Source organism: Pseudomonas sp. SDO5532_S415, from assembly GCF_054071155.1.
In genome coordinates this window covers 1-26667 of the sequence record NZ_JBSVWS010000078.1, presented here as the reverse complement: position 1 = coordinate 26667, position 26667 = coordinate 1, and the positions used below count along the sequence as shown (strand labels likewise).

At 59.8% G+C, this 26667-nt stretch carries 20 protein-coding genes; 13 read left to right on the top strand and 7 right to left on the bottom strand.

The features are described 5' to 3' along the window. Positions 1-178: 178 nt before the first annotated feature. From recC to ACW9HW_RS17605, 7 genes are all read left to right on the top strand, one after another. Positions 179-3631 (top strand): exodeoxyribonuclease V subunit gamma, encoded by a 3453-nt coding sequence (recC, locus tag ACW9HW_RS17635; RefSeq protein WP_457401041.1) that lies wholly within the window; start codon positions 179-181, stop codon positions 3629-3631. Continuing rightward, positions 3628-7320, top strand: a complete 3693-nt coding sequence (gene recB / locus ACW9HW_RS17630) for an exodeoxyribonuclease V subunit beta (protein WP_457401039.1) — start codon at positions 3628-3630, stop codon at positions 7318-7320. The genes recC and recB overlap by 4 nt, the downstream gene beginning before the upstream one ends. Continuing rightward, on the top strand, positions 7317-9425 hold the full coding sequence (gene recD / locus ACW9HW_RS17625; protein ID WP_457401037.1) for an exodeoxyribonuclease V subunit alpha: 2109 nt from the start codon (positions 7317-7319) through the stop codon (positions 9423-9425). The genes recB and recD overlap by 4 nt, the downstream gene beginning before the upstream one ends. 118 nt (positions 9426-9543) lie before the next feature. Next, positions 9544-10119 carry a YfiR family protein gene (locus ACW9HW_RS17620; protein ID WP_095194059.1) on the top strand — a complete coding sequence of 192 codons (576 nt, stop codon included), beginning with the start codon at positions 9544-9546 and terminating at the stop codon, positions 10117-10119. Continuing rightward, complete coding sequence (locus tag ACW9HW_RS17615; RefSeq protein ID WP_457401035.1) at positions 10116-11384, top strand: diguanylate cyclase domain-containing protein; 1269 nt, start codon at positions 10116-10118, stop codon at positions 11382-11384. The genes ACW9HW_RS17620 and ACW9HW_RS17615 overlap by 4 nt, the downstream gene beginning before the upstream one ends. After that, a complete protein-coding gene (locus ACW9HW_RS17610; RefSeq protein WP_457401033.1) occupies positions 11384-11893 on the top strand; it encodes an OmpA family protein in 510 nt (169 codons plus the stop codon). The genes ACW9HW_RS17615 and ACW9HW_RS17610 overlap by 1 nt, the downstream gene beginning before the upstream one ends. 83 nt (positions 11894-11976) lie before the next feature. Further along, a complete protein-coding gene (locus ACW9HW_RS17605; RefSeq protein ID WP_457401031.1) occupies positions 11977-12687 on the top strand; it encodes a CatB-related O-acetyltransferase in 711 nt (236 codons plus the stop codon). A 20-nt stretch (positions 12688-12707) separates the two neighbouring features. Here ACW9HW_RS17605 and ACW9HW_RS17600 read toward each other — a convergent pair whose 3' ends face one another. After that, positions 12708-13655, bottom strand: a complete 948-nt coding sequence (locus tag ACW9HW_RS17600) for a LysR family transcriptional regulator (protein WP_137805994.1) — start codon at positions 13653-13655, stop codon at positions 12708-12710. Positions 13656-13816: 161 nt separating this feature from the next. Between ACW9HW_RS17600 and ACW9HW_RS17595 the strand changes: the two genes are divergently transcribed. Together ACW9HW_RS17595 and mmsB are read left to right on the top strand one after the other, a co-directional pair. After that, the gene (locus ACW9HW_RS17595; protein WP_457401030.1) at positions 13817-15343 is read left to right on the top strand and encodes a CoA-acylating methylmalonate-semialdehyde dehydrogenase; all 1527 of its coding nucleotides are present in this window, start codon (positions 13817-13819) and stop codon (positions 15341-15343) included. A 10-nt stretch (positions 15344-15353) separates the two neighbouring features. Beyond that, entirely contained in the window at positions 15354-16241 is an 888-nt protein-coding gene (gene mmsB, locus ACW9HW_RS17590) for a 3-hydroxyisobutyrate dehydrogenase (RefSeq protein ID WP_137805995.1), read from the top strand. Between the two features lie 202 nt (positions 16242-16443). Here the strand turns inward: mmsB and gbdR are convergent, their stop codons facing one another. The 5 genes from gbdR to ACW9HW_RS17565 form a co-directional block, all read right to left on the bottom strand. Beyond that, positions 16444-17547 carry a choline metabolism transcriptional regulator GbdR gene (gene gbdR / locus ACW9HW_RS17585; protein WP_095194052.1) on the bottom strand — a complete coding sequence of 368 codons (1104 nt, stop codon included), beginning with the start codon at positions 17545-17547 and terminating at the stop codon, positions 16444-16446. Positions 17548-17640: 93 nt separating this feature from the next. Continuing rightward, entirely contained in the window at positions 17641-19041 is a 1401-nt protein-coding gene (gene gabP / locus ACW9HW_RS17580; RefSeq protein WP_095194051.1) for a GABA permease, read from the bottom strand. A 471-nt stretch (positions 19042-19512) separates the two neighbouring features. Continuing rightward, on the bottom strand, positions 19513-19863 hold the full coding sequence (locus tag ACW9HW_RS17575) for a cupin domain-containing protein (protein ID WP_077048014.1): 351 nt from the start codon (positions 19861-19863) through the stop codon (positions 19513-19515). Positions 19864-20029: 166 nt separating this feature from the next. After that, the gene (locus tag ACW9HW_RS17570) at positions 20030-21433 is read right to left on the bottom strand and encodes an amino acid permease (protein ID WP_457401028.1); all 1404 of its coding nucleotides are present in this window, start codon (positions 21431-21433) and stop codon (positions 20030-20032) included. A gap of 105 nt (positions 21434-21538) precedes the next feature. After that, positions 21539-22441 carry a LysR substrate-binding domain-containing protein gene (locus ACW9HW_RS17565; RefSeq protein ID WP_457401027.1) on the bottom strand — a complete coding sequence of 301 codons (903 nt, stop codon included), beginning with the start codon at positions 22439-22441 and terminating at the stop codon, positions 21539-21541. A gap of 202 nt (positions 22442-22643) precedes the next feature. Here ACW9HW_RS17565 and ACW9HW_RS17560 point away from each other — a divergent pair, with 202 nt between their 5' ends. After that, complete coding sequence (locus tag ACW9HW_RS17560; RefSeq protein WP_095194048.1) at positions 22644-23408, top strand: sulfite exporter TauE/SafE family protein; 765 nt, start codon at positions 22644-22646, stop codon at positions 23406-23408. Positions 23409-23425: 17 nt separating this feature from the next. On the opposite strand, the gene ACW9HW_RS17555 is transcribed toward ACW9HW_RS17560, so the two are convergent. Beyond that, positions 23426-23740 carry a putative quinol monooxygenase gene (locus ACW9HW_RS17555; RefSeq protein WP_095194047.1) on the bottom strand — a complete coding sequence of 105 codons (315 nt, stop codon included), beginning with the start codon at positions 23738-23740 and terminating at the stop codon, positions 23426-23428. 163 nt (positions 23741-23903) lie between these two features. Between ACW9HW_RS17555 and ACW9HW_RS17550 the strand changes: the two genes are divergently transcribed. The 3 genes from ACW9HW_RS17550 to ACW9HW_RS17540 all read left to right on the top strand — a co-directional run bounded on the left by ACW9HW_RS17550 (position 23904) and on the right by ACW9HW_RS17540 (position 26584). After that, positions 23904-24494 carry an NAD(P)H-dependent oxidoreductase gene (locus tag ACW9HW_RS17550; RefSeq protein WP_457401025.1) on the top strand — a complete coding sequence of 197 codons (591 nt, stop codon included), beginning with the start codon at positions 23904-23906 and terminating at the stop codon, positions 24492-24494. A 181-nt stretch (positions 24495-24675) separates the two neighbouring features. Next, positions 24676-25587 (top strand): LysR family transcriptional regulator, encoded by a 912-nt coding sequence (locus ACW9HW_RS17545; protein ID WP_095194045.1) that lies wholly within the window; start codon positions 24676-24678, stop codon positions 25585-25587. A gap of 103 nt (positions 25588-25690) precedes the next feature. Then, positions 25691-26584, top strand: a complete 894-nt coding sequence (locus tag ACW9HW_RS17540) for an NAD-dependent epimerase/dehydratase family protein (RefSeq protein ID WP_095194044.1) — start codon at positions 25691-25693, stop codon at positions 26582-26584. Positions 26585-26667 lie beyond the last annotated feature (83 nt).

The window sequence follows — 26667 nt, the reverse complement described above, 5'->3', positions numbered from 1 at the left end:
GTGAGAGTAGGTCATCGTCAAGATTAAATTCCGAAACCCCTATCTGCGTATGCAGATAGGGGTTTTGTTTTGTCCGCAGGAAAGTTCGTACAGCACTACCGGACAGCTCTCGGCTGTCACCGTCTCCCGACAATGCTAAGGTTCGGCCCTAGCATTTGTATTTTCCAAGGAAGCCTTTATGCCGGACGCGACGTCCCTCAGTGCTGGTTTTATGGTGGTTCACGGCAACCGCCTGGACGAGTTGCGCAGCCTGGTGGTTAGCTGGATGCGGCGTTACCCGCTGGCTCCTCTGGAGAATGAAATCGCTCTGGTGCAGAGCAACGGCATTGCACAATGGCTCAAACTGGCACTGGCCGAAGACGCTGAAGAGGATGACATGGGGGGTTGCGGAATCGCCGCAGCCATCGACGTACAGTTGCCTGGTAGCTTCATGTGGCAGCTCTATCGCATGGTCCTGGGACGTGACGAGATCCCGGCCAAGTCGTTGCTCGACAAAGCCCCGCTGACCTGGCGCCTGATGCGCCTGCTTCCGCAGCTGATCAATCAGCCGCACTTCGAGCCCTTGCAACGCTTCCTTACCAATGACAGCGACCTGCGCAAACGCTATCAGCTCGCTGAACGGTTGGCGGATCTGTTCGACCAGTATCAGGTGTATCGGGCCGACTGGCTCGAAGATTGGGCAGACGGTCGTCACCAGTTACGCAACGCAAGAGGTGAAGCCAAAACGTTGCCGCCAGCGAATTGCTGGCAGGCAGAGTTGTGGCGTGCGCTGTTACTGGATGTCGGTGAAGAGGGTATGGCGCAAAGCCGCGCTGGTGTCCATCAACGTTTTATCGAACGTATCAACAGCCTCGAATTAGCACCCCGCGGATTGCCCTCCCGTGTGATCGTGTTCGGGATTTCCTCTCTGCCTGCTCAAGCCCTGGAAGCGCTGGCCGGGCTGGCTCGATTCAGCCAGGTGCTGCTGTGCGTGCATAACCCGTGTCGTCACCACTGGGCGGACATCGTCGCCGATAAAGACTTGTTGAGGCATCAATACAAACGACAGGCCCGCAAAAGCGGTATGCCAGTTGTACTCGACCCGCAGACCCTTCATCAGCACGCTCATCCATTGCTCGCAGCATGGGGCAAGCAGGGGCGCGACTACATCAACCTGCTCGACAGCTACGACGATCCGAACAGCTATCGCTCGGCGTTTCGCGACGGTCGAATCGACTTGTTCAGCGAGAGCGTGCCACTGAACATGCTCAATCAATTGCAGGATGACATCCTTGAGTTACGGCCACTGAACGAGACTCGCGAACGTTGGCCAGCCGTAGATCCGCAGAAGGATCAATCGATCCGTTTTCACGTCGCCCACAGTGCCCAGCGTGAAGTCGAGATCCTTCACGATCAGTTACTTGCGCGCTTCAGCGCCGATCCACAATTGCGTCCCCGCGATGTGATTGTGATGGTCCCGGACATCGACAGCTATGCACCGCATATACGGGCGGTGTTTGGTCAACTCGAACGTCACGATCCGCGCTTCATCCCCTTCACCCTGGCTGACCAGGGGCAGCGGGGACGTGATCCATTGCTGATCGCCGTGGAGCATCTGCTCAAGCTACCCGACAGTCGTTTCCCCGTCAGTGAAATCCTCGATTTGCTGGACGTTCCGGCCCTACGTGCCCGCTTTGGTGTCGAGGAGCGTGACCTGCCGACCCTGCACCGCTGGATCGAAGGTGCCGGCATTCGCTGGGGGATGAATGCGGAACAACGTGCGGGCCTGGGGTTGCCCCAGGCGCTGGAACAAAACAGTTGGCGTTTTGGCCTGCGACGCATGTTGCTTGGTTATGCAGTTGGCAGTGCCGGCGCTTGTGGTGGAATCGAGCCTTACGACGAGATCGGTGGGCTGGATGCTGCGCTCATTGGCCCGTTGGTTGCGCTGCTGGATGCTTTGGAGGTCGCACATCGCGAGCTCACGCAGCCGGCATCGCCCCAACAATGGAGTGTGCGCTTGCAGGCATTGGTGTCGCTGTTCTTCCAGGCCAGCAACGAACATGACGACTTCCTGCTGACTCAACTGGAAGATTTGCGGGAAACCTGGCTTGAGAATTGTGAGTCGGTAGGTCTGCAAGACGAACTACCGCTGACCGTCGTCCGTGAAGCCTGGCTTGCGGGTCTCGATCAGGGGCGTTTGTCCCAACGCTTTCTCGCCGGTGCGGTGAACTTCTGCACCTTGATGCCGATGCGGGCGATTCCCTTCAAGCTGGTGTGCCTGCTGGGAATGAACGATGGCGATTACCCGCGTGCGCAACCGCCGCTGGACTTCGACCTCATGGGCAGTGATTACCGCCCCGGCGATCGCTCACGACGTGAAGACGATCGCTACTTGTTACTGGAAGCCCTGTTGTCGGCACGAGACCAGCTATACATCAGCTGGGTCGGCCGTAGCATACGCGACAACAGTGAGCGCCCTGCGTCGGTGTTGATCGGTCAGCTCCGTGACCATCTGGCCAGTGGCTGGCGATTGAACGAAACCGACGAAGACTTGCTTGAGGCCATCACTCAGGAACATCCACTGCAACCTTTCAGCGCCCGTTACTTCCATGAAGGCGATCACCTGTTCAGCTACGCCCATGAATGGCAGGTGCTTCACCAGGCAAGACAACAAGCGACGGATAGCCAGATCCTGGCCCCCCACGTACAGGAGGAACCGCTGAGTCTCGGTCAACTCCAGGATTTCCTGCGCAACCCGGTACGGCATTTTTTCAGTCAGCGGTTGAAGGTGTTTTTCGAGGCCGCCGAAGTGCCATTGGCGGACGAAGAACCCTTTGTACTCGATGCCCTTCAACGCTATAGCCTCAGCGACAGTTTGCTCGGAGCAGCGCTGGCTGATGCGCAAAACACTGACCAGGCGCTCGAGGCGCAAGCACGGCGCCTGCAAAACAGTGGTCTCTTACCCATGGCCGGATTTGGCGAATGCCTGCAGCGAGAGCTCATCGAGCCGTTGCCAGATCTGCTGAAGCGCTATCAGCAGCTTTTGACTCTGTGGCCAACGCCATTGGCCAGTGCGCTACCGGTGAGCCTGGAGGTGTATGGATTGCGGCTTGAAGGCTGGCTCAATGGCCTGCATCAACGTGCGGATGGTGGTTTGCTGTCCATCACCACGATCCCCAACAGCATCGGTTCAATCAAATCGCGCAAATGGCATCGTCTGACGCGGCCCTGGGTCAATCATCTGGTCGCTTGTGCCAGCGATATGGCGATGACCACCGCGTTGGTGGCCAGTGACGACAGCCTGGTACTCGCGCCAATGGAGGCGGATTGCGCCCGACGAACTCTGGGTGATCTGCTGCTGGCCTGGCAATCGGGTATGCGCCAGCCCTTGCCGATCGCGGTCAAGACTGCCTTCGCCTGGCTGGGTCAAACCGACCCGGTCAAGGCCGAAGCGGCTGCCCGCAAAGCTTATGAAGGCGATGGATTGACCACTGAGGGTGAGCGACGGGAAAGCGTGGCGCTGGCTCGCCAATTTGCCGATTACGACGCGTTGATCGCCGACGAGACATTTGTCGATTGGTGCAATGCGCTGTACCGACCATTGATTGAAGCGCCCTGGCGTTCGATGTCCAGCGAGGAGCCGCGCCCATGACCAGCAAAACACCTTTGGCGCTGGCATTCCCGTTACGCGGCAGTCAGCTCATTGAAGCCAGCGCCGGGACCGGCAAGACCTTCACCATTTCTGCACTGTACCTGCGCCTGGTTCTCGGCCATGGCACAGAGGACAGCGGCTTCGGGCGCGAGCTATTACCTCCGCAAATTCTTGTCGTGACCTTTACCGATGCCGCCACCAAGGAACTGCGCGAGCGCATTCGCACCCGTCTGGCCGAGGCCGCCCGATTTTTCCGTGAGGAAACACCGGCACCTGACGGCCTGATCGCCGAACTGCGTCAACAGTATTTGCCCGAGCAATGGTCCGGCTGTGCCAATCGCCTGGACATTGCCGCTCAATGGATGGACGAAGCCGCCGTTTCGACAATCCACAGTTGGTGCCAGCGCATGTTGCGCGAGCACGCCTTCGACAGCGGCAGCCTGTTTACCCAGACGCTGGAAACCGATCACAGCGATTTGCTTGGTGAAGTCCTGCGCGACTACTGGCGACTGTTTTGTTATCCGATGCAAGGCGATGCGCTGAACTGGGTGCGAAACAATTGGGGCGGACCGGCGGCATTGTTGCCTCGGGTCCGCGGATTGTTTGCCAGCGAGCGGGATAACGTTGAAGGCAAAGAGCCTGCAGTGTTGATCACGGAGTGTTTGCATGAACGGCGTGCTGTGCTGCAGGAGCTCAAGATGCCCTGGCGGCAGTGGGCGGATGAATTGCTCGCCATCTGTCATGAAGGTGTCGTCAGCAAAAATGTCGACGGTCGCAAGATGCAGGCGCGTTACTTCGAACCGTGGTTCGAGAAGATCAAAGCCTGGGCCGAGGATGAAACCCTTGAGCAACTGGACATCGGCACTGGTTTCACACGCCTGACCCCCGACGGTATGGCTGAAGCCTGGAAGAAGGGTGATGTCCCCAACCACCCGGGCCTTGACGCAATGCCTGGTCTGAAGGCCTGTCTCGACGGCTTGCCGACACCTGATGCTGCCGTTCTGCAACATGCCGCCCATTGGGTGGGCGCGCGCTTCGAGGAAGAAAAACGTCGTCGAGCAGAAATGGGCTTCGATGACATGTTGTTGCGCCTCGATGCAGCCCTGCAAACCGAAGGTGGCGAGCGTTTGGCAAGCTTGATCCGCGAGCAATTTCCGGTGGCGCTGATCGACGAGTTCCAGGACACCGACCCGGTGCAGTACAGGATCTTCGAGAGCATCTATCGCATCGAGGGCAATAATCCTGAAAGCGGCTTGTTCCTGATCGGCGACCCGAAGCAGGCGATCTATGCCTTCCGCGGTGCCGACATTTATACCTACCTCCGTGCCCGCCAGGCGACTGCTGGCCGCTTGCATACCCTGGGCACCAACTTCCGTTCGAGTCACGGCATGGTCAGTGCCGTGAACCATGTTTTCCAGCGCGCCGAGACTCGTGAGGCCGGACGCGGTGCCTTCCTGTTCCGTGAACGCAATGGCGATAACCCGGTACCGTTTTTGCCCGTCGAATCCCAGGGCCGCAAAGAGGTTCTGCGTATCGACGATCAAGTCGTGCCGGCGCTGAACATCTGGCATTTGCCTGCCGAGCAGCCGTTGTCCGGTGCGGTGTATCGGCAGCAACTGGCCGCCGCGTGTGCCAGTGAAATCACTGCACTGCTCAACGCTGGGCAACGAGGCCGAGCGGGGTTCGTGCAGGACGGCAAGGATTTCAAAGGCCTGCTGCCAGCGGATATCGCGATCCTGGTCCGCGATGGCAAGGAAGCGCAGGCCGTGCGCGCGGAACTCTCTGCCCGTGGAGTGCGCAGTGTTTATCTGTCGGACAAGGATTCAGTGTTCGCCGCCCAGGAAGCCCACGACGTGCTGACCTGGCTCAAGGCCTGCGCTGAGCCGGATGTCGAGCGACCGCTGCGGGCCGCTTTGGCCTGCGTCACGCTGAACCTGTCGTTGGCGGAGTTGGAGCGGCTCAATCAGGACGAACTGGCCTGGGAAGCGCGGGTCATGCAGTTCCGCCATTATCGCGAGATCTGGCGCAAGCAAGGCGTGTTGCCTATGTTGCGATGCTTGCTGCATGACTTCCAGCTGCCCCAGGCATTGATTGCACGTAGCGATGGCGAGCGAGTATTGACCAACCTGTTGCATCTCTGCGAGTTACTGCAACAGGCATCCGCCGAGCTGGATGGCGAGCAGGCCCTGATCCGTCATTTGTCCGAGCATCTGGCCCTGTCCGGTCAGGCCGGGGAAGAGCAGATCCTGCGTCTGGAGAGCGATGAACAACTGGTCAAGGTCGTGACCATCCACAAGTCCAAGGGGCTTGAGTATCCGTTGGTGTTCCTGCCGTTCATTTGCTCGGCGAAACCGGTGGATGGCAGCCGGTTGCCGCTGAATTACCACGATGCCTTGGGCAAGTCCCAGGTGAGCTTGAACCCGACCGCCGAGTTGATTGCCCTGGCCGACAACGAACGACTGGCAGAAGATCTGCGTCTGTTATATGTGGCTCTGACCCGAGCGCAACATGCCTGTTGGCTGGGCGTGACGGACCTCAAGCGCGGTAATAACAACAGCTCGGTGCTGCACCTGTCGGCGTTCGGCTATCTGTTGGGAGGCGGTGCTGTTTTGGCCGAGTCAGCGGGTTTAAAGCGTTGGCTTGAAGACTTGCAGCAGGATTGCGCTGCACTGGGCTACGGCGAAATGCCTGAAGCGACTGCCGAACACTATCATCCAGCGCAGAACGAAGCGGCATTGCGCGCACCGTTGATTCCAAAGCGCAAGGCCAGCGAAAACTGGTGGATCGCTTCTTACAGCGCCTTGCGCCTGAGCGATATTCTGAGCGTCGGCAGTGATGAGGCACCGGAAAGTCCGCAGGCACAGAAACTCTTTGACGATGAGCGTCTCGATCCGCAAGCCCCCCTGGAGATGGCTACGGGTGGTGCCGATATCCATCGATTCCCCCGTGGCCCGAACCCGGGCACCTTTCTCCATGGTTTGCTCGAGTGGGCGGGTGACGAAGGTTTTACCGTCACGCCTCAAGACGTGGAGGATGCCATCGCCCGTCGCTGCAATCGTCGTGGCTGGGAAGGCTGGATAACCACGTTGAGCGACTGGTTGCAGCATCTGCTCAAATCACCGTTGCCTGTGGGGGCCGGGCAGACCCCGGTGATTTTCGAGCGGCTGACCCAATACCAGGTCGAAATGGAGTTCTGGTTCGCCAGCCATAAGGTCGATGTGCTCAAGCTCGATGCACTGGTGCGTCAACATACGCACAACGGGGCGGCCCGGGTGGCCGCCGAGCCGGTGCTGCTCAACGGCATGTTCAAGGGCTTCATCGATCTGGCGTTCGAACACGATGGCCGCTATTACGTCGCTGACTACAAATCCAACTGGCTGGGCACTGATGACTCGGCCTACACCGAGCAGGCCATGGAACAGTCGATCCTCGACAACCGTTATGACTTGCAATACGTCTTGTACCTCCTGGCCCTGCATCGCCAACTCAAGGCCCGGCTTGCGGATTACGACTACGACCGGCATGTCGGTGGTGCGCTGTACCTGTTCCTGCGCGGCACGCGCGCTTCCAGTCACGGCGTTTACTTTGCCCGTCCGCCAAGAGCGCTGATCGAGCGACTGGACCGACTGTTTCAGGGCAAGGCGGAGCCGAAGGCCGAACCCGCGTGGGAACAGGGAGAATTGCTATGAACCGCACCTTTGCTGATTTGCTGCCCACCTCGTTGGCAGCAGAGAGCCTGGCGGCCCTCACCCCATTAAGCCGCGCCGACGATCTGCTGCTGTTGCTGACGCGCTGGGTCGAGCGTGGCTGGTTGCGTGCGCTGGACAAGGCCTTCGTTGCGTTCCTTCATGAGCTGGCACCGGACGATGATCCATTGGTGCTACTGGCAGCGGCGTTGACCAGTCACCAGTTAGGCCATGGGCATGTCTGCCTGGATCTGTTCGAAACCTTGAAGGAACCGGACTTCGCCCTGTCGCTGCCACCGGAAGGCGATCTGCACAGCGGTGCAATGCTGCTGCCGTCACAGTTGCTCGAGAGCCTGGACGGCGCCCATTGGTGCAAGGTGCTAGCCTCGGGCAGCCTGGTTGCATTGGCGGCAGACGGCCGTGAGTCCGTGCAGCAGCGACCACTGGTGTTGTCGGGCAAACGCCTGTACTTGCGCCGCTACTGGGCGTACGAGCGGCGAATCGATAACTCGCTGCGTCAGCGTCTGGCTGAATACGAAGCCACGCCAAGCGACTTGCCTCAACGCCTTACCGGCTTGTTCGGTACGGCCAAGCCAGATGAGGTCATTGATTGGCAGAAACTCGCCTGTGCCCTGGCAACCCGCGGCGCTTTCAGCATCGTCACCGGTGGCCCCGGAACCGGCAAGACTACGACGGTCGTGCGCTTGCTGGCCTTGCTCCAGGCACCCGCGGTGGAGGCCGGCAAGCCGCTGCGCATTCGTCTGGCCGCACCGACCGGCAAAGCCGCGGCGCGATTGACCGAATCCATCAGTCAGCAAGTCCGAACGCTGAAAGTGACTGAAGACATTCGCAACAAGATCCCGTCGGAAGTCACCACCGTTCACCGCTTGCTCGGCAGCCGTCCCGGAACGCGACATTTCCGGCACCATGCGGGCAATCGCTTGCCGCTGGACGTGTTGGTGGTGGACGAAGCTTCGATGATCGATCTGGAAATGATGGCCAACCTGCTGGATGCGCTGCCTCCCCACGCTCGCCTGGTGTTGCTGGGAGACAAGGACCAGCTGGCATCGGTGGAGGCCGGTGCGGTGCTAGGCGATTTGTGCCGCGATGCCGAGGCCGGCTGGTACAGCCCGCAAACACGCCAGTGGCTGGAATCGGTCAGTGGCGAAAACCTGGCGCAGAGCGGGTTACAGGAAGACACCCAGGGCACTCATCCATTGGCCCAGCAAGTGGTGATGCTGCGCCACTCGCGACGGTTCGGCGAAGGCAGTGGAATCGGCCAGTTGGCCCGATGGGTCAATCAGCAGCAACCCGAAGAGGCGCGCAAGTTGCTGGCGGCTCGAAGCCACGACGACGTGTTTTTCCTGCCTCTCAAGAATGAACAGGATCGCGCACTGGAGCGCCTGCTGCTTGAAGGCCATGGCGAGGGGCCGCAGGGTTATCGGCATTACTTGAGCCTGCTGCGAAACCAGCGGCCTGGGCTCGACACGCCACTGGACGATTCGCGCTGGATGGATTGGGCACGACAAGTCTTGCAAGCCTTCGACGCCTTCCAATTGTTGTGCGCGGTCCGCAAAGGGCCGTGGGGTGTGGAGGGGCTGAATCAGCGAGTGACCGAGGCGTTGCTCAAGGCCCGGCTGATCGACAGCGATCAGCAGTGGTATGAAGGACGACCCGTGCTGATGACACGAAATGATTACGGCCTGGGGTTGATGAACGGCGATATCGGCATCGCGCTCAAGCTTCCCGAGCGTGATGGGCCTGAAGCGGGCAAGCAGGTGCTTCGAGTGGCATTCCCGCGTAATGACGGGCAGGGTGGGGTGCGTTTCGTTTTGCCGAGCAGGCTCAATGATGTCGAAACCGTTTATGCGATGACGGTGCATAAATCCCAGGGCTCGGAGTTTGCTCATACCGCATTGATCCTGCCGGATGCCTTGAACCCTGTGCTCACCAAGGAACTGATCTACACCGGGATTACCCGGGCCAAGAACTGGTTCACATTGATCGAGCCGCGCGCCGGCGTATTCGAAGAAGCGGTGAGGCGCAAGGTCAAGCGCTTGAGCGGGTTGATGCTGGAACTGAAAGAGGGCGTTGATACACCGGATTGAAAGAGCCGGTTCCAGGCGACGGGATCTGTCCGAAGTACCATGGTGCACGGTCTCGCTGGTGCTCCAACGCTATGCTATCGTGCGGCATCATTTGGCTATGATCGAAGAGAATCCCTGCATGAAGGTGGCTGTCTGGACGACAGAGCGTGTCGTTGGTTGCAAACAAGCACTGCTCGCCAGCCTTCTCTGTTTGTTGTCTGGCGTCGTCTGCGCTCAATCGCAAGCCCCGGTGAGCATGGCCGACCAACGTGCCGGGTCGGTCACTCAAGTGGTTCTCGGGATTCTCAGCTATGCCCGTTGGCCGGTTGAGCCGGCGCAACTTCGCCTGTGTGTGGTCGGCCCCACTGAATACACCGACGACCTTGTCAAAGGCACGACCCAAGAGACGGGGCGGCCCGTGACGGTGCAACGACTGTTGGCCGACAACCCGTCCATCGCCGGTGAGTGTGATGCGGTGTACATCGGCAAGCTGACCGGCGAAGAACGCAATCGGCTGTTTGCCTCGCTGACCGGGCGGCCTGTGTTGAGCATCAGCGAAAGCGACGATCCATGCACCGTAGGCAGTCTTTTCTGCCTGCGGGTCAGCGATGATCAGGTTTCATTCGAGGTCAACCTCGACTCCGTCGCCCGTAGCGGTGTGCGCATTCATCCAAGCGTGCTGCAACTGTCCCGTCGCAAACCGGCGGCGTCATGAATTTATTCAAACCGGGTAATCGCCCGACCTTGCGCTCGGTCATTGGCCGCGGTCATTTGATCGTCGCACTGGTGGGCGTGGCCATGGCCAGTGTTTCACTGACGCTGCTGGGCGTTCTGGCCTTGCGGGTTTATGCCGATCACAACTTGCATTTGATTGCCCGCTCGATCAATTACACCGTGGAAGCCGCCGTGGTGTTCAACGACAAGGCCGCTGCCACCGAGGCGCTGGCGTTGATCGCTTCCACCGAAGAAGTCGCCGATGCCAAGGTTCTGGATGTACGGGGCCAATTATTGGCACGCTGGCAGCGACCGGAAACCGGGTTGTTGACCGAACTCGAAATGCAGATGGCCAAGGCTTTTCTGGAAAAGCCCATCAGCATGCCAATCGTTCATCAGGGCCGGGAGATTGGCAGCATTTCGCTCACCGGACATGGCGGCAGCCTGATGCGCTTTTTACTCAGCGGCTTGGTGGGCATTGTGCTGTGCACGGCGATCAGCGCCTGGGTGGCGCTCTACCTGGCTCGCCGGCAGTTGCGCGCAATCACAGGACCTTTGCGCAGCCTGGCCTCGGTGGCTCACGCCGCCCGCAGCGAGCGAGCCTTCGACCAACGTGTGCCTGCCGCTTCCATTGCCGAACTCGACAACCTGGGCAATGACTTCAATGCCCTGCTCGATGAACTCGAAGCCTGGCAGACCCACCTGCAAAGCGAAAACGAAACCCTCGCCCATCAGGCCAGCCATGACAGCCTGACGGGGTTGCCGAATCGGGCATTGTTCGAAAATCGCCTGCTGCGTGCGTTGCGCAACGCCAACAAACAGAATGAGCGAGTGGCCGTGCTGTTCCTCGACAGCGACCGGTTCAAGGAAATCAACGATAGCTTCGGGCATGCAGCCGGTGATGCAGTGTTGGTGGCTGTGGCCAATCGGGTTCGAGCCCAATTGCGTGAAGAGGATCTGGTGGCTCGATTGGGCGGTGATGATTTTGCCGTACTGCTGACACCGCTGCACAAAACCGAAGATGCCGAACGCATCGCCGACAAAATCATCGCCAGCATGGAAGAGCCCATTGAGTTGCCAGGCACTAACGAGGTGCTGACCTCTCTCAGTATCGGCATCGCCGTGTACCCCGATCATGGGGCCACGCCGGGTACGCTGCTCGATGCTGCCGATGGGGCCATGTATCAAGCCAAGCGCCTGTCCCGAGGCGCGCAACACACGGCAGGGTCGGAGCACCCTGTCGCCGATGTTCAGCTCAGGAGCTAATGCCCGTGTCCTCACTCATCCAGCGTTCCCTGCGATTTGTCACGATCACCCTGATGATGGCTGTGTTGGCCCTGTCCGGTTGCCAGTCGGTGCCGCAAAAAGGCCTGACTCCAGCGCAAATCGCCGTGCTGAAGCAGCAAGGTTTCGAGTTGACCGATGAGGGCTGGGCATTTGGTCTGTCCGGCAAAGTACTCTTTGGCAGTGACGTGGATAGCTTGAATGTGCAAAGCACCGAAATTGTCGAGCGCATCGGCAAGTCGTTGCTGGGCGTCGGGATCGAGCGAGTGAGGGTCGATGGCCACACCGATGCATCGGGTAAAGGGTCCTACAACGAACAACTTTCCCTGCGCCGGGCAAAAAGCGTCGGCACCGTTCTGGCCGCTGCCGGGATGAAACAAGAAAATATCCAATTGCGGGGGCTTGGTAGCAACGAGCCCGTGGCCTCCAACGACACGGCTTCCGGGCGCACCGAAAACCGCCGGGTCTCGATCGTCGTGAGCGCCGACTGATCCGGAATGTCAGTTCGTATTAACCATTTCAAGTTTCGGGCGTACGCGCCATTGCAGATACGCGGAAGGCGACCATTGTCCAGATGAAAAAAATAATAAGATTTCTTCGAAACCATTTCTGGAAAAAATGGCTTCGCAAGCACAAATGCAAGATGGCAGGTGGTGTGTCGTCCCTTGGCGCAAAAACCACACTGATACTCGAAGAGCATGTAGCGCTCGGCAATGTCGTCATCAATGCCAAACAGCTGAGTATTGGCGCCCACACGTACATTCGAAGTGATTGTGTGCTATCGGCTGTTTCTTCAATAGGACGATTCTGTTCCATCGGCAGCAACTGCTACATCGGCCAGGATAAGAACACCCATCCTTCGGATTGGGTGAGTTCGCATCCCTTTCAGTTTACAAAGACATCGTTAACCTTCGAGCCGGAAATCGTTGATGTAACCATTGGCGATGATGTGTGGATCGGGCATGACGCGATGATCATGGAAGGGGTCACGGTGGGCACGGGAGCCATTATCGCCACGCGTGCCGTGGTGCTTCACGATGTTCCGCCCTATGCCATCGTCGCTGGGTTTCCGGCGAAAGTGATCAAGTATCGTCACCCTCCGGAACTCGCCTCGCAGTTGTTGAGCAGTAAGTGGTGGGAATGTAATGTCGATTTTCTTCTGACCCTGCACCTGGACGAACCCGAGGCCGCATTGCCTCAACTGATGGATGCTCGTGCCGACAATCTTGCGAACTACAAACAACTGGAAGTAAGCCGCAAAGGTTGTCGTGTCTTGCCCAACTGATCTCGCCGGCTTGCGGACACTCAGTCCGTAAACCGCAACTCCCGCGTCTGCCCCAGCAGCAACGGGCCATTGAGCTCCGTCACCTCCCTGATGTAATCCCACAACAGGGTAATCCGCTTGAGCTTGCGCAGGTCTTCGCGGCAGTACATCCAGAACTGCCGCGTGATGTTGATTTCTTCCGGCAACACCGGCAGCAAACGCGGATCCTGGGCGGCGAGGAAGCAGGGCAGGATCGCCAGGGATCGCCCTTGCTGCGCCGCCACGAACTGGGCAATCACGCTGGTACTGCGCAAATTGGCGCTGGCGCCGGGCAAGACGTTGGCCAGGTACAGCAGCTCCGAGCTGAACGCCAGATCATCGACATAACTGATGAATGAATGCTTACCCAGATCGGCCGGGCGGCGGATGGCCGGGTGTTTGTCCAGGTATTCCTGGGTCGCGTACAGCTGCAAGCGGTAATCGCAGAGTTTGCAGCAGACGTACGGTCCGTGCTCCGGGCGTTCCAGGGCGATGACGATGTCCGCCTCGCGCTTGGACAGGCTGATGAAGTGCGGCAGGGGCAGGATGTCCACCGAGATCGCCGGGTAGGCGTCGACGAAGTGGCTCAACTGTGGGGTGATGAAGAAGCTGCCGAACCCTTCGGTACAGCCCATGCGCACATGACCGGACAGCGCCACACCGGACCCCGAGACCTGCTCGCAGGCCATGTGCAGCGTACTTTCGATCGATTCGGCGTAACCCAGCAGTCGCTGGCCTTCGGCGGTCAGAACAAAACCGCTGGTCCGGGATTTCTCGAATAACAACGTGCCCAATGACGCTTCCAGCGAGCTGATGCGTCGCGACACGGTGGTGTAGTCGACCGCCAGGCGCTTGGCAGCGGTGCTGGCCTTGCGGGTCCGGGCGACTTCGAGGAAAAACTTGAGGTCATCCCAGTTCAACGAGCCTAACGATGTGATGTTTTTTTGCATGTTGGACCGGCTTTTATGTGCGTTCTTATCAGAAGTTTGCACATCTATACTCCAAAAACAGCCCGACAACCAATTCGCGGCATACGCCTCCGCAAGGCGACTTTCTCGCCTTGGCTCCCCTGATAGCTCTCTTCAACAAGAATAACGTCCAGGAGACCCACATGAACGCATCGCTTACGCCTAACGAAACGACCGTACAAAAGGTCAAGCTATTGATTGACGGTGAGTGGGTCGAATCCAAGACCACCGAATGGCACGACATCATCAACCCGGCGACCCAGCAAGTGCTGGCCAAAGTGCCATTCGCCACCGCTGAAGAAGTGGATGCAGCGATCAGTGCGGCCCATCGCGCCTTCCAGACCTGGAAGCTGACCCCGATCGGCGCGCGGATGCGCATCATGCTCAAGCTCCAGGCGCTGATTCGCGAACACTCCAAACGTATCGCCGCGGTCCTGAGCGCAGAGCAGGGCAAAACCATTGCCGACGCGGAAGGCGACATTTTCCGTGGCCTGGAAGTGGTCGAACACGCTTGCTCCATCGGCAGCCTGCAAATGGGCGAGTTCGCTGAAAACGTCGCCGGTGGTGTCGACACTTACACCCTGCGTCAGCCGATCGGTGTGTGCGCCGGCATCACCCCGTTCAACTTCCCGGCGATGATCCCGCTGTGGATGTTCCCGATGGCCATCGCCTGCGGCAATACCTTCGTACTCAAACCGTCCGAACAAGACCCGATGTCGACCATGCTGTTGGTGGAACTCGCCATCGAAGCCGGCATTCCGGCCGGTGTGCTCAACGTCGTGCATGGCGGCAAGGACGTGGTGGACGGGCTCTGCACCCACAAAGACATCAAGGCTGTTTCCTTCGTCGGCTCGACCGCGGTCGGTACTCACGTCTACGACCTGGCCGGCAAGCACGGCAAGCGCGTGCAATCGATGATGGGCGCCAAGAACCACGCCGTGGTGCTGCCGGATGCCAATCGCGAACAGGCGCTGAATGCGCTGGTGGGTGCCGGTTTCGGCGCGGCCGGGCAGCGCTGCATGGCCACGTCTGTGGTGGTGTTGGTGGGCGCGGCCAAGCAATGGCTGCCGGACCTGAAGGCGCTGGCGCAGAAACTCAAGGTCAATGCCGGCAGCGAGCCGGGTACCGATGTGGGACCGGTGATCTCGAAAAAAGCCAAGGCGCGGATCCTCGATCTGATCGAAAGCGGCATCAAGGAAGGCGCCAAGCTGGAACTGGACGGTCGCGAGATCTCGGTACCTGGTTACGAGAAGGGCCACTTTGTCGGCCCGACTCTGTTCTCCGGCGTGACCACCGACATGCAGATCTACACCCAGGAAATCTTCGGCCCGGTGCTGGTGGTGCTGGAAGTTGCCACCCTCGATGAGGCCATTGCTCTGGTCAACGCCAACCCGTTCGGCAACGGCACGGGCCTGTTCACCCAGAGCGGTGCGGCGGCGCGCAAATTCCAGACCGAGATCGACGTTGGCCAGGTCGGCATCAACATTCCGATTCCAGTACCGGTTCCGTTCTTCAGCTTCACCGGTTCCCGGGGTTCCAAACTCGGCGACCTCGGCCCGTATGGCAAGCAAGTGGTGCAGTTCTACACTCAGACCAAGACCGTCACCAGCCGCTGGTTTGACGATGACAGCGTCAACGACGGTGTGAACACCACCATCAACTTGCGTTAAGGAGCCGGACATGAAAATCGCTTTTATCGGTCTCGGCAACATGGGTGCGCCGATGGCGCGCAACCTGATCAAGGCTGGCCATTCATTGCGTCTGGTCGATCTGAACAAAGCCGTGTTGGCAGAGCTGGAACAACTGGGTGGCAGCATCAGTGCGTCGGCCCGGGAAGCGGCACAGGGTGCGGAGCTGGTGATCACCATGCTGCCAGCTGCCGTGCATGTGCGCAGTGTCTGGCTCGGTGAGGACGGTGTGCTCGCCGGTATCGGCAAAGGTGTGCCGGCGGTGGATTGCAGCACCATCGACCCGCAGACCGCCCGTGACGTGGCCGCTGCTGCGGCCAAGCAGGGTGTGGCCATGGCCGATGCGCCGGTTTCCGGTGGCACCGGTGGTGCGGCGGCCGGGACGCTGACCTTCATGGTCGGCGGGACGGCGGATTTGTTCGCCACCCTGCAACCGGTGCTGGCGCAGATGGGGCGCAACATCGTCCACTGCGGTGAAGTCGGCACCGGGCAGATCGCGAAGATCTGCAACAACCTGCTGCTGGGGATTTCCATGGTCGGCGTCAGCGAGGCCATGGCCCTGGGCGACGCATTGGGTATCGACACCAAAGTGCTGGCCGGCATCATCAACAGCTCCACCGGGCGTTGCTGGAGTTCGGAGATGTACAACCCATGGCCTGGCATCGTCGAAACGGCGCCAGCCTCGCGTGGCTATACCGGCGGCTTCGGTGCGGAATTGATGCTCAAGGATCTGGGGCTGGCCACGGAAGCGGCGCGTCAGGCGCACCAGCCGGTGGTGCTGGGTGCGGTGGCCCAGCAGTTGTATCAGGCGATGAGTTTGCGTGGGGAAGGGGGTAACGACTTCTCGGCGATCATCAACAGCTATCGCAAACCGCAGTAACGGGCGGCTGCGACAAGTTGGGTTTGAGTTAGAAATCTGTGGGAGCGAGCCTGCTCGCGAATGCGGTCTGTCAGCCACATTGATGTTGGGTGTGCCGGCGCCCTCGCGAGCAGGCTCGCTCCCACAGGGTGCGGTATGTGCGCATCGACATTTACCGGGACATCACGTCGGGTGATCTCCCGGCTTTTTTATGCCTGAAAGATCACGGTCGGGTTCGATCAGGCATCCGCACGCTGGCAAATGTCGACTCGTTTCGCGCCTGGTCGAGCACTGTCACTGGCCTGGGCAAAGGCTGTTGAGCAACCACAAGCGTTGCTGGCTTGCGACTCATTTCCAAGCCGGCACGCTCATCGCTCGGTGGAACGCCGAAGTATTCGCGATAGCATTTGGAAAAATGCGGCGTGGACACGAAACCGCAGACCGTCGCCAGTTCAATGAGCGACATCGACGTTTGCTTGAGCAGTTGCCGAGCCCGGATCAGGCGCAATCTGAGGTAGTAACGTGATGGCGTGCAGTTCAGGTATTTCTGGAATAGCCGCTCCAACTGTCGACGTGACAGATCCACATAATCGGCCAGGTTATCCAGGTCGATCGGTTCCTCGAGGTTGGCCTCCATCAACGCGACGATTTCTTGCAGCTTGGGCTGATGCGTGCCCAACACGTGCTTGAGCGGTATGCGTTGATGGTCCCGCTCGTTGCGTATGCGCTCGTAGACAAACATCTCCGAAATGGCCGCCGACAACGCTCGGCCATGATCGCGACCGATCAGATGCAGCATCATGTCCATGGGTGCCGTCCCACCGGAGCTGGTGAACCGGTTGCGGTCGAGGGTAAACAGGCTCGCGCTCATGCTGACCCGCGGAAAAGCTTCCTGCATGGCCGCCAGAAATTCCCAATGCACACTGCACTCGTATCCGTCGAGCAGGCCGGCTTTGGCCAGTGCCCAACTACCGGTGCATATACCCCCCAGGCGCCTGGATTGGCGCGCCAGGGCTTTGAGCCAGGTGATGTGCTCGCGGGTGACCACGCTCTGGATGCCTACGCCACCGCAGACGATCACAGTGTCTGCCACCCAGGGCTCGTCCCAGGAAGCATCCGGGGTGATCGGCACGCCGTCACTCGCCCAGACGGGGTGACCACCGGGGCTGAACGTATGCCAGCGATATAGCTCCTGCCCCGACAACTGATTGGCCATGCGCAATGGCTCCACGGCGCAGGACAGGGAAATCAGGGTGAATTGATCCAGGAGCAGAAAACCGACGCATCGGGTCGGTTTGCCGTCCAGCAGGGGGGACCTTGATGACATCGTGGTCGTGTCCTCACGAAGAGCGATGACGGCCACAGGCACGGTAGTGTGAGCGCCGTGCCCCTGGTGTGCGCAACCGGTTTCTCTCTTGCGTTATCCCACGGACGTCGCCCTTGCAGGCTGTGCAGGGTGACGCGACGTGACCAGGCCGATAAAGGAAATCGCCAGTGCCAGGCCAATGGTCGTCGACACTTCGGTACGGTGTTGCGGGGAGATCATCATCACGGCCAGCGCAGCGCAAATGAACGCGATCACCAGCCACGTCAGCCATGGAAACAACCACATGCGAAAGGCCAGTTCGACGTTCTGTCGACGCAGCATCCGGCGCATGCGCAACTGCGATACCGCGATGGCCAGGTACACCAGCAAGGCAATCGCGCCGGAGCTGGCCAGCAGGAATTCAAACAACCCGGCGGGCATGAAGTAGCTCCAGACGGTAATCGCCGCCCCCAACACCGTACTGGCGATGACCGCCGCCCGTGGCACGCCTTCGGAGGAGGTCGCCTTCAGCGCTTTCGGCGCATCGCCACGACGCCCCAGTGAGTACAGCATGCGCGAGGCGATATAGATCGAAGAGTTCATGCAGCTGGCCACGGCGATCAGCACGACCACGTCCACCATGAACTTGGCGTGGGGGATGTTCATGATTTCCAGCGCTCGCTGGTAGGAACCGACCGAGGCCAGCAGCGGATCGTTCCAGGGCACCACGGAGATGACCACGAAAATCGACAACAGATAAAACACGCCGATGCGCCAGATCACCGAACGCGTGGCCTTGGCAATGTTCTGCGACGGGTTGTCGGATTCGGCGGCGGCGATGGTCACCGCCTCGGTACCGATGAAGCTGAACATGATGGTGATGAAGGCGCCCACGACCGCCGACAGGCCATTGGGCGCGAACCCGCCATGTTCGGCCATCAGGCCGCTCAAGCCACTGACTTCCCGATCGGGAATCCAGCCCATCAGCACCGCGAAACCCACGCTGATGAAACCAATGATTGCCACGACCTTGGCCATGGCGAACCAGAATTCGAATTCGCCGTACTTGGAGACACTGAACAGGTTGGTGATCACCAACGCAATGATCGATAGCAGGGCGAACAGCCAGGCATCGAGCTGGGGAAACCACTGGTTCAGCACATGGCCTGCGGCCAGCGCTTCGATAGGGATCACCAGCACCCAGAACCACCAATAGAGCCAACCGATAGTGAAGCCCGCCCAGCGGCCGATGGCCTGGTCGGCATAGGTGGAGAACGAACCTGTGTCGGGATTGGCCACCGCCATTTCACCGAGCATGCGCATGACCAGAACGACCAGCAGGCCCGAGAACAGGTAGGCCAGCAATACGGCCGGGCCTGCGGCCGCAATGGCATGCCCCGAGCCTACGAACAAACCGGCGCCGATAATCCCGGCGATAGACAACATGGTGACGTGACGAGGCTTGAAGCCCTGCGCCAATTGGCCACTGGAATCCTTGGAGGTCGGGCTAATCATTATTTTTTTTCTCTGGTGAACGACATTTGAGCGTGCTGATGGGGGGCAGTGATTGTCACAGTTGCCGGATGCCCTTTCTGAACGCTGCGCCCTCCAGACGCTGCCGTTTTGGTCAAACCCATCATCGCGATGTGGTTATATCGGTGAAAAGCAGCGCCACCTTACCCGGCTTGTCCGACAATCCAGTTTCCTGATTGCGCCACCTCGGTGTCTGAAATCGACACGGGCAAGCTTTGCGTTCGTTATGAATACCAATGGGTCACAGAGTGGCAAAAAGCAATCACCGTGTTTTTTCGAGCGTTCTGTCGATGTAGCGGCGAAGCGTATAGATCGGGTGTTTCGAGCGTGGAGGGGGTGTTCGGGAGGGGATGCAAGTGCGTTTAGGGAGGCGGATTACGCAACGAGTCGTTACTTGGGTAACGACTCGTTGCGGGTGTCGCTTTTGTAGCCGAGTGTCGTTTTGCGCAGGGATCAGGCAAACACAAAATACTTGCGCACGGTTTCCACCACTTCCCAGGTGCCTTTCATCCCTGGTTCGATGACGAAAATATCGCCGGCACGCAGATGGATCGGTTCCTTGCCCTCAGGGGTGATGATGCAGTACCCCTCGCGGAAATCGCAGTATTCCCACTTCACGTATTCCACGTACCACTTGCCCGGCGTGCAGATCCAGGTGCCCATGATCTTGCTGCCGTCTTCGCTGGTGTAGGCGTTGAGGTTGACGGTGTGCGGGTCGCCTTCGAGTTTCTCCCATTTGCAGGCGTCGAGTACGGGCAGCGGGTGGGTGTCGCGAAGTACGGTAATCGGTGCGTTAGCGGTCATGATGACTCCGGGCGTTGGAGAGAACTGAAGGCGCATCCTGACGGGCTTGGCGCTGTCCGAGTTGTCTGTGCTCGACATTGAGGTATCCAGAAGCGCTCGGTGATCTGTGCACCCCATGAAAAACGCCCCGGCATTCATCGAATGTCGGGGCGTGTATTGGGCGGGGTTACTGAGCCACTGGCAGGTTTCGATGCCTGGCCATGCGCAACCGGTAGCAACCGTAGATCACCAACACCCACACCGGCATCGCGTACACCGAGGCGCGTACTGGCGGAATCATCCAGATGACGCAGATGATCACGGCCATGAACGCCAGGCACAGGTAGTTGGTGTACGGCGACCAGAAGGCCTTGAAGCCTGGCTCGATGCCGCGCTGCCCCATGGCCTTGCGGAACCTCAGGTGCGTCAGGCTGATCAGCGCCCAGTTGATCATCAGGGACGCGACCACCAGGGCGAACAGCAACTCAAGCGCTTCCTGCGGCGCGACGTAGTTGACCAGCACGGCCAGCATGGTGATCAACGCCGATACGCCCAGTGCCAGCAACGGCACGCCTTGCTTGTTCAGTTTCATCAATACCTTCGGCGCGTCGCCTTGTTCGGCCAGGCCGTAGAGCATGCGGCTGTTGCAGTAGACGCCGCTGTTGTAGACCGACAGCGCGGCGGTGAGCACTACGAAGTTGAGGATTTGTGCGGCCGTGTCGCTGCCGATCAGGGCGAAAATCTGCACGAACGGGCTGCCGCTGTAGGCATCGCCCGACGCGCCCAGTGTCTGCAGCAATTGGTCCCACGGATACAGCGACAGCAGCACGGTCAGCGCGCCGACGTAAAAGATCAGCACCCGGTAAACCACTTGGTTGATGGCCTTGGGAATGACCTTGCGCGGTTCGCTGGCTTCAGCGGCGGTGATGCCGACCAGCTCCAGGCCACCGAAGGAGAACATGATGAACGCCATCGCCATCAGCAGGCCGCTGTAGCCATTGGGGAAGAATCCGCCGTGGTCCCACAGGTTGCTCACCGAGGCTTGTGGGCCGCCGGTGCCGCTGATCAGCAGGTAGCAACCCAGGACGATCATGCCGATGATGGCCACGACCTTGATGATCGCGAACCAGAATTCCATTTCACCGAAGACTTTGACGTTCAGCGTATTGATCAGGTTGACCAGCACGAAGAACACCGCGGCGCTGACCCAGGTCGGCACCTCCGGCCACCAGAACTGTACGTACTTGCCGACGGCGGTCAGCTCGGCCATGCCCACCAGCACATAGAGCACCCAGTAGTTCCAGCCGGACAGGAAACCGGCGAAACCGCCCCAGTAGTTGTGGGCAAAGTGACTGAAGGAGCCGGCCACCGGCTCTTCGACAATCATTTCACCGAGCTGGCGCATGATCAGGAACGCGATAAACCCGGCAATCGCGTAGCCGAGGATCATCGACGGTCCAGCGGACTTGAGCACCCCGGCCGAGCCCAGGAACAGTCCTGTACCAATGGCTCCACCCAAGGCGATCAGCTGAATATGACGATTTTTCAGCCCCCGCTTGAGCGTCCCCTGTTGCAAGATTTCATCCGCCATCTGGTTCCCTTCTGGTTGTTGTGGCCAGGCCTGATTTCAAAGGGCGAATATTACTCCGGGTCACCTCTTCGTTATACAGCCATGCGTAGGGCCAAACGGTGATTTTCAAGGATTTTCACGGCGATTTGCGCTACGCAACACTTCGAACAAGGCTCTGGCATAGCCGGGCAAATGCTCGAATGAGCGTGCGCACAGCAGCAGTTTTCGCTGCGCCCATGGCTCCTTCAGCGCGAAGCTTTTCAGCGGTTGAGCCACGGTCCGGCGCTGGAGGGCCGCCAGCGGCACAATCCCCAGTCCGGCACCGTGCGCGACCATGCGCATCACCGCGTCGAAGCCTTCGGCGCGGATGCGGATTTGCATGCGCATCCCTGTGTGCAAAGCCTGCTCCTCCAGATACACCGCCAAGGCGCTGTTGGCGGTCAGACCGACGTAGTGGTGCCGCAACGTGTCGCTGAAACTCGGTGGTTCGCTACCCGCCAAGGGATGCCCGGGCGGCATGATCAGCACCAGCGGATCGTCACGAAAGGGCAGGGTGTCGAGGGTGTGGGTGTCCACCGCATCGGAGACGATTCCCAGGTCTGCAGCGCCTTGGCGCAGGGCGTGGGTGATGCGTGTACTGGGCAGTTCCTGCAAGTCGATGTCGAGGTTGGGGTGATCACGCAGGAAGTCGGCGAGCAACTCCGGCAGGTATTCGGTGATCGCCGTGGTGTTGCACAGCAATCGCACCTGGCCTTTGACGCCGTTGGCGTATTCGGCCAGGTCCTGCTGCATGCGCTCGGCGTGTTGCAGCAGGGTGCGGGCGTGTTGTGCCAGGGCTTTTCCCGCAGGTGTGGGGGTCACCCCGCGGCGGCCGCGCTCCAGAAAATCAATGCCAGACGAGGCCTCCATCGCGCGGATGCGTGCGCTGGCGGCTGCCAGGGACAAATGACTACGGGCGGCGCCGGCGGTGATGTTGCCGGTGTCGAGGATGTTCAGGTAGAGGCGCAGGTCGGTGAGGTCAAAGTGCATTGGCAGCCCTTGGAGATGTCTTGTGTGGGCGATATTCGCGAGCAGGCTCGCTCCCACAGGGGAACGCATTTCAAATGTGGGAGCGAGCAGGCTCGCGAAGGTGTCAGTAGCCTCCACCCACACTTCAGCCTCTTGCTGGGGAAGAGGCACCCTCAGTATATGGCAGATTTCCAACCGGCCAATCCGGGCTCACGATAGCCCCATGAATACACTCGCCTCGTTCTACCAAAATCTCGGCCTTGCCCTTTCACTGCTGGTCATCGCCACCTTCTTGCTGGCCGGCATGATCAAGGGGGTGATCGGCTTGGGGTTGCCGACCATCGCCATGGGCTTGCTCGGTCTGGCTATGGCGCCGTCGCAGGCTGCCGCATTGCTGATCATCCCGGCGACGCTGACCAACGTCTGGCAACTGGCATTTGGTGGGCATCTGCTCGGGTTGATCAAACGGCTGTGGCCGATGTTGCTGGCGATCTTCATCGGCACGGGGGCGGGCACGCTGTGGATCGGCATGGCCGGCGGGCATTGGGTGGTGCGAGGTCTGGGCGCGGCCTTGTTGCTCTATGCGTTGAGTGGGTTGTTCCTGCCTGCCCTGCGCGTCGGCGGACGCAGCGAACCTTGGCTCGGTCCGTTGTGCGGGGGGCTGACGGGCGTGATCACCTCGGCCACCGGCGTGTTCGTGATTCCGGCCGTGCCGTATCTGCAAGCGCTGGGTTTGAGCAAGGATGAGCTGGTGCAGGCGCTGGGCCTGTCATTCACCGTCTCGACCCTGGCCCTGGCTGGCGGACTGTTATGGCGCGGCGCCCTCGGCGGTGGCGAGTTGAGTGCATCGCTGCTGGCGCTGATCCCGGCGGTGCTCGGCATGTGGCTGGGGCAGTGGCTGCGCCAGCGGATCAGCGCCCTGTTGTTCAAACGTGTGTTCTTCGTTGGCCTGGGATTACTCGGCGGCCATTTGCTGATCAGCAGCTAGCAGCTAGCAGCTAGCAGCTAGCGGCTATTGGATGGGGGGCTGATCATTTCGATGGCGCGGATCTCGAAATCCCGTTCCAGGTACTCATCGCGCTGATCAAGAAACTGCTTCATGTGTGGCAGGTTCGAGTGCACATCCAGGTGGGCCTGGGACTGCCAGATCTCGTAGAAGATAAACAGGCTCGGGTCCTGTTTGTCGCGCAGCATGTGGTACTCGATGCAGCCGGGTTCGGCACGGCTCGCTTCCACATGGCGGCTGAAAAAAGCTTCGAAAGCATCGGATTTTTCCGGACGGGTCTTGGCGTGCAGGATGAAACCTTGCATTTCACTCATGAAATTGTCTCCTCGGGACAGAACTGGCGCCAAGTCTAAGGCAACAATCGACTGGCGATTCGTGCGTCTAGGTCAAATGAATTTTGCGAAAGGCGCGCTTATTCCGCGCGAAGCCCGTCGCTATTCTGCCGCCATCAATTTCTGACCTTCCCGAGACCCACCCATGAAAAAAGTTCTGTTGCTCAATGGCGGCAAAAAATTCGCTCACTCCGACGGTCGCTACAACGCCACCCTGCACGAAGCGGCATTGAGCGTGCTGGATCGTGGCGGCATGGATATCAAAACCACCTTCATCGACGAGGGCTACGACGTCGCTGAAGAAGTCGCCAAATTCCTCTGGGCCGACGTGATCATTTACCAGATGCCAGGCTGGTGGATGGGCGCGCCGTGGACCGTCAAGAAGTACATCGACGAAGTGTTCACCGAGGGTCACGGCAGTCTCTACGCCAGCGATGGCCGCACCCGTTCCGATGCGTCGCAGAAGTACGGCAGCGGCGGCCTGATTCAGGGCAAGCAGTACATGTTGTCGCTGACCTGGAACGCACCGCAGCAAGCCTTCGATGACCCGACCGACTTCTTCGAAGCCAAGGGCGTGGACGCGGTGTACTTCCCGTTCCATAAGGCCAACGAGTTCCTTGGCATGACGGGCTTGCCGACATTCCTCTGTGTGGATGTGATGAAGCGCCCGAACATCGAAGGCGATGTGGTGCGTTATGAGCAGCATTTGACTGAGGTGTTTGGCCTTAAGGTGTAACGCTCGGCTACTATCGATTATCTGGGTCTGGCGCCGTTTCTGTGGCGAGGGAGCTTGCTCCCGCTCGGCTGCGCATGCGGTTTGCCTGATGCACCAGTTGGCTGATATTGGGACCGCTTCGCGGTCCAGCGGGAGCGAGCTCCCTCGCCACAATAAGCATGCATTCGATAAAGGGACACACGTGAAAGCCAGATCCGATGAGTTGCAGATCTTCGTCTGCGTGATTGAGTGCGGATCGATTTCCGCGGCGGCCGAGCAGGTCGGTCAAACGCCGTCGGCGGTCAGCCGGACACTGTCGCGGCTGGAGGCCAAGCTCGATACGACGTTGATCAACCGCACCACTCGGCGCATGGATCTCACCGAGGAGGGCAAGTATTTCTTCGAGCACGCCAAGCTGATTCTCGATCAGATGGACGAGCTCGAAGAGCGCTTGTCCTCCCGTCAGCAAACGCCGTCCGGGCGCTTGCGCATCAACGCTGCCTCACCGTTCATGCTGCACGCCATCGTGCCCTACATCGATGAGTTTCGGCGGCTCTATCCCGATATCCAGCTCGAACTCAACAGCAATGACCTGATCATCGATCTACTTGAGCAAAGCACCGACATCGCCATCCGTATCGGCACGCTCGCCGATTCGACCCTGCACGCCCGTTCCCTGGGTTGCAGTCCGATACACATCGTCGCCAGCCCGGCCTACCTGGAAAAACACGGTACGCCGACCGCCGTGGCCGATCTGGCCGAGCATACGCTGCTGGGCTTCACCCAGAACGAAGGGCTCAACCAATGGCCGTTGCGCTACGTGCATGGCGATCGCTGGCCGATACAGGCGTCGCTCAGCGCCTCCAGCGGCGAGACCATCCGCCACCTGGCGCTGGAAGGCCAGGGCATCGCCAGCCTGTCGCACTACATGACCATCGAGGACATTCGTGCCGGGCGCTTGAAAATATTGCTGTCCGAGTTCAACAGCGGTTATCGCCAGCCCATCAACGCGGTGTACTACCGTAACTCGCAGTTGGCCCTGCGGATCCAGTGTTTCCTGGATTTCATCCAGGGCAAGTTGGCGCTTTATGCGAGCTCGGATTTCAAGGACTGATTCGTGATCCCTGGGCAAGAGTGAATTGGGCCGGCGGGCATTTTTCACCGGGGATCTCTCCCTGATACTCGTTGCATCACTTACTCACGCAGGGAGTTACTCCATGAACGTATTCGTTACCGGCGCTGCCGGTTTTATCGGCGGCTCCATCGCCACGGGCCTGATCAAGGCCGGTCACAGCGTCACCGGCCTGGTGCGCAACACCGAGCAAGCGGATGAGCTGAAAGCACTGGGCATCACGCCAGTGATCGGCACGCTGGACGACAGCGCACTACTCACCCAGCAGGCCGGTGCCGCCGACGCCGTGATCAATGCCGCCAGCAGCGACCATCGTGGTGCGGTAGAGGCCCTGCTCAATGCCATGCGCGGCTCCAACAAAGTATTCCTGCACACCAGCGGTTCGAGCATCGTCGGCGATGCCTCGGGCGGTAAATCCAGTGATGTCATCTACTACGAAGACAACCTGCCGGAGCCGACCGTCGACAAGGCCGCGCGCGTGGCCATCGACAACCTGATCCTCGACGCAGCGAAGGACGGCGTGAACTCGGCGGTCATCTGCAACACCCTGATCTACGGCCACAGCCTGGGTGTGAACCGCGACAGCGTGCAATTGCCGCGCTTGCTGAAACAGGCGCGCAAGAGTGGCGTGGTGCGTCATGTTGGCACCGGCCGGAACATCTGGTCCAACGTGCATATCGAGGACGTGGTGTCGCTGTATCTGCTGGCGCTGACCAGGAACATCCCGGGCACGTTTTACTTCGTCGAAAGCGGCGAAGCGTCGTTCATCGACATGACCACGGCCATGACGCAGGCGCTGAACCTGGGTGAGCCGCAAGACTGGCCGCTGAAAGAGGCCGAAGCCGAGTGGGGCTATGAAATGGCCAACTATGGTTTGGGTTCCAACAGCCGGGTGCGCGGCAAGCATGCGCGGGAATTGTTGGGGTGGGTGCCGAAGCGGACTTCGGTGGTGGAGTGGATTCTTAAAGAAATGGTGTGAGTTCGCTTTAGACCGAGTTGTTGCCTTCGCGAGCAGGCTCGCTTGTATGTTTAGACTTGAAGGGGTGGGCGGGACTAAAAGCT

What these genes read in the sequence shown, in the direction of transcription:
- recC (WP_457401041.1), top strand. Translation starts at nt 179, where the DNA reads ATGCCGGACGCGACGTCCCTCAGTGCTGGTTTTATGGTGGTTCACGGC.
- recB (WP_457401039.1), top strand. Translation starts at nt 3,628, where the DNA reads ATGACCAGCAAAACACCTTTGGCGCTGGCATTCCCGTTACGCGGCAGT.
- recD (WP_457401037.1), top strand. Translation starts at nt 7,317, where the DNA reads ATGAACCGCACCTTTGCTGATTTGCTGCCCACCTCGTTGGCAGCAGAG.
- ACW9HW_RS17620 (WP_095194059.1), top strand. Translation starts at nt 9,544, where the DNA reads ATGAAGGTGGCTGTCTGGACGACAGAGCGTGTCGTTGGTTGCAAACAA.
- ACW9HW_RS17615 (WP_457401035.1), top strand. Translation starts at nt 10,116, where the DNA reads ATGAATTTATTCAAACCGGGTAATCGCCCGACCTTGCGCTCGGTCATT.
- ACW9HW_RS17610 (WP_457401033.1), top strand. Translation starts at nt 11,384, where the DNA reads ATGCCCGTGTCCTCACTCATCCAGCGTTCCCTGCGATTTGTCACGATC.
- ACW9HW_RS17605 (WP_457401031.1), top strand. Translation starts at nt 11,977, where the DNA reads ATGAAAAAAATAATAAGATTTCTTCGAAACCATTTCTGGAAAAAATGG.
- ACW9HW_RS17600 (WP_137805994.1), bottom strand. Translation starts at nt 13,655, where the DNA reads ATGCAAAAAAACATCACATCGTTAGGCTCGTTGAACTGGGATGACCTC.
- ACW9HW_RS17595 (WP_457401030.1), top strand. Translation starts at nt 13,817, where the DNA reads ATGAACGCATCGCTTACGCCTAACGAAACGACCGTACAAAAGGTCAAG.
- mmsB (WP_137805995.1), top strand. Translation starts at nt 15,354, where the DNA reads ATGAAAATCGCTTTTATCGGTCTCGGCAACATGGGTGCGCCGATGGCG.
- gbdR (WP_095194052.1), bottom strand. Translation starts at nt 17,547, where the DNA reads ATGTCATCAAGGTCCCCCCTGCTGGACGGCAAACCGACCCGATGCGTC.
- gabP (WP_095194051.1), bottom strand. Translation starts at nt 19,041, where the DNA reads ATGATTAGCCCGACCTCCAAGGATTCCAGTGGCCAATTGGCGCAGGGC.
- ACW9HW_RS17575 (WP_077048014.1), bottom strand. Translation starts at nt 19,863, where the DNA reads ATGACCGCTAACGCACCGATTACCGTACTTCGCGACACCCACCCGCTG.
- ACW9HW_RS17570 (WP_457401028.1), bottom strand. Translation starts at nt 21,433, where the DNA reads ATGGCGGATGAAATCTTGCAACAGGGGACGCTCAAGCGGGGGCTGAAA.
- ACW9HW_RS17565 (WP_457401027.1), bottom strand. Translation starts at nt 22,441, where the DNA reads ATGCACTTTGACCTCACCGACCTGCGCCTCTACCTGAACATCCTCGAC.
- ACW9HW_RS17560 (WP_095194048.1), top strand. Translation starts at nt 22,644, where the DNA reads ATGAATACACTCGCCTCGTTCTACCAAAATCTCGGCCTTGCCCTTTCA.
- ACW9HW_RS17555 (WP_095194047.1), bottom strand. Translation starts at nt 23,740, where the DNA reads ATGAGTGAAATGCAAGGTTTCATCCTGCACGCCAAGACCCGTCCGGAA.
- ACW9HW_RS17550 (WP_457401025.1), top strand. Translation starts at nt 23,904, where the DNA reads ATGAAAAAAGTTCTGTTGCTCAATGGCGGCAAAAAATTCGCTCACTCC.
- ACW9HW_RS17540 (WP_095194044.1), top strand. Translation starts at nt 25,691, where the DNA reads ATGAACGTATTCGTTACCGGCGCTGCCGGTTTTATCGGCGGCTCCATC.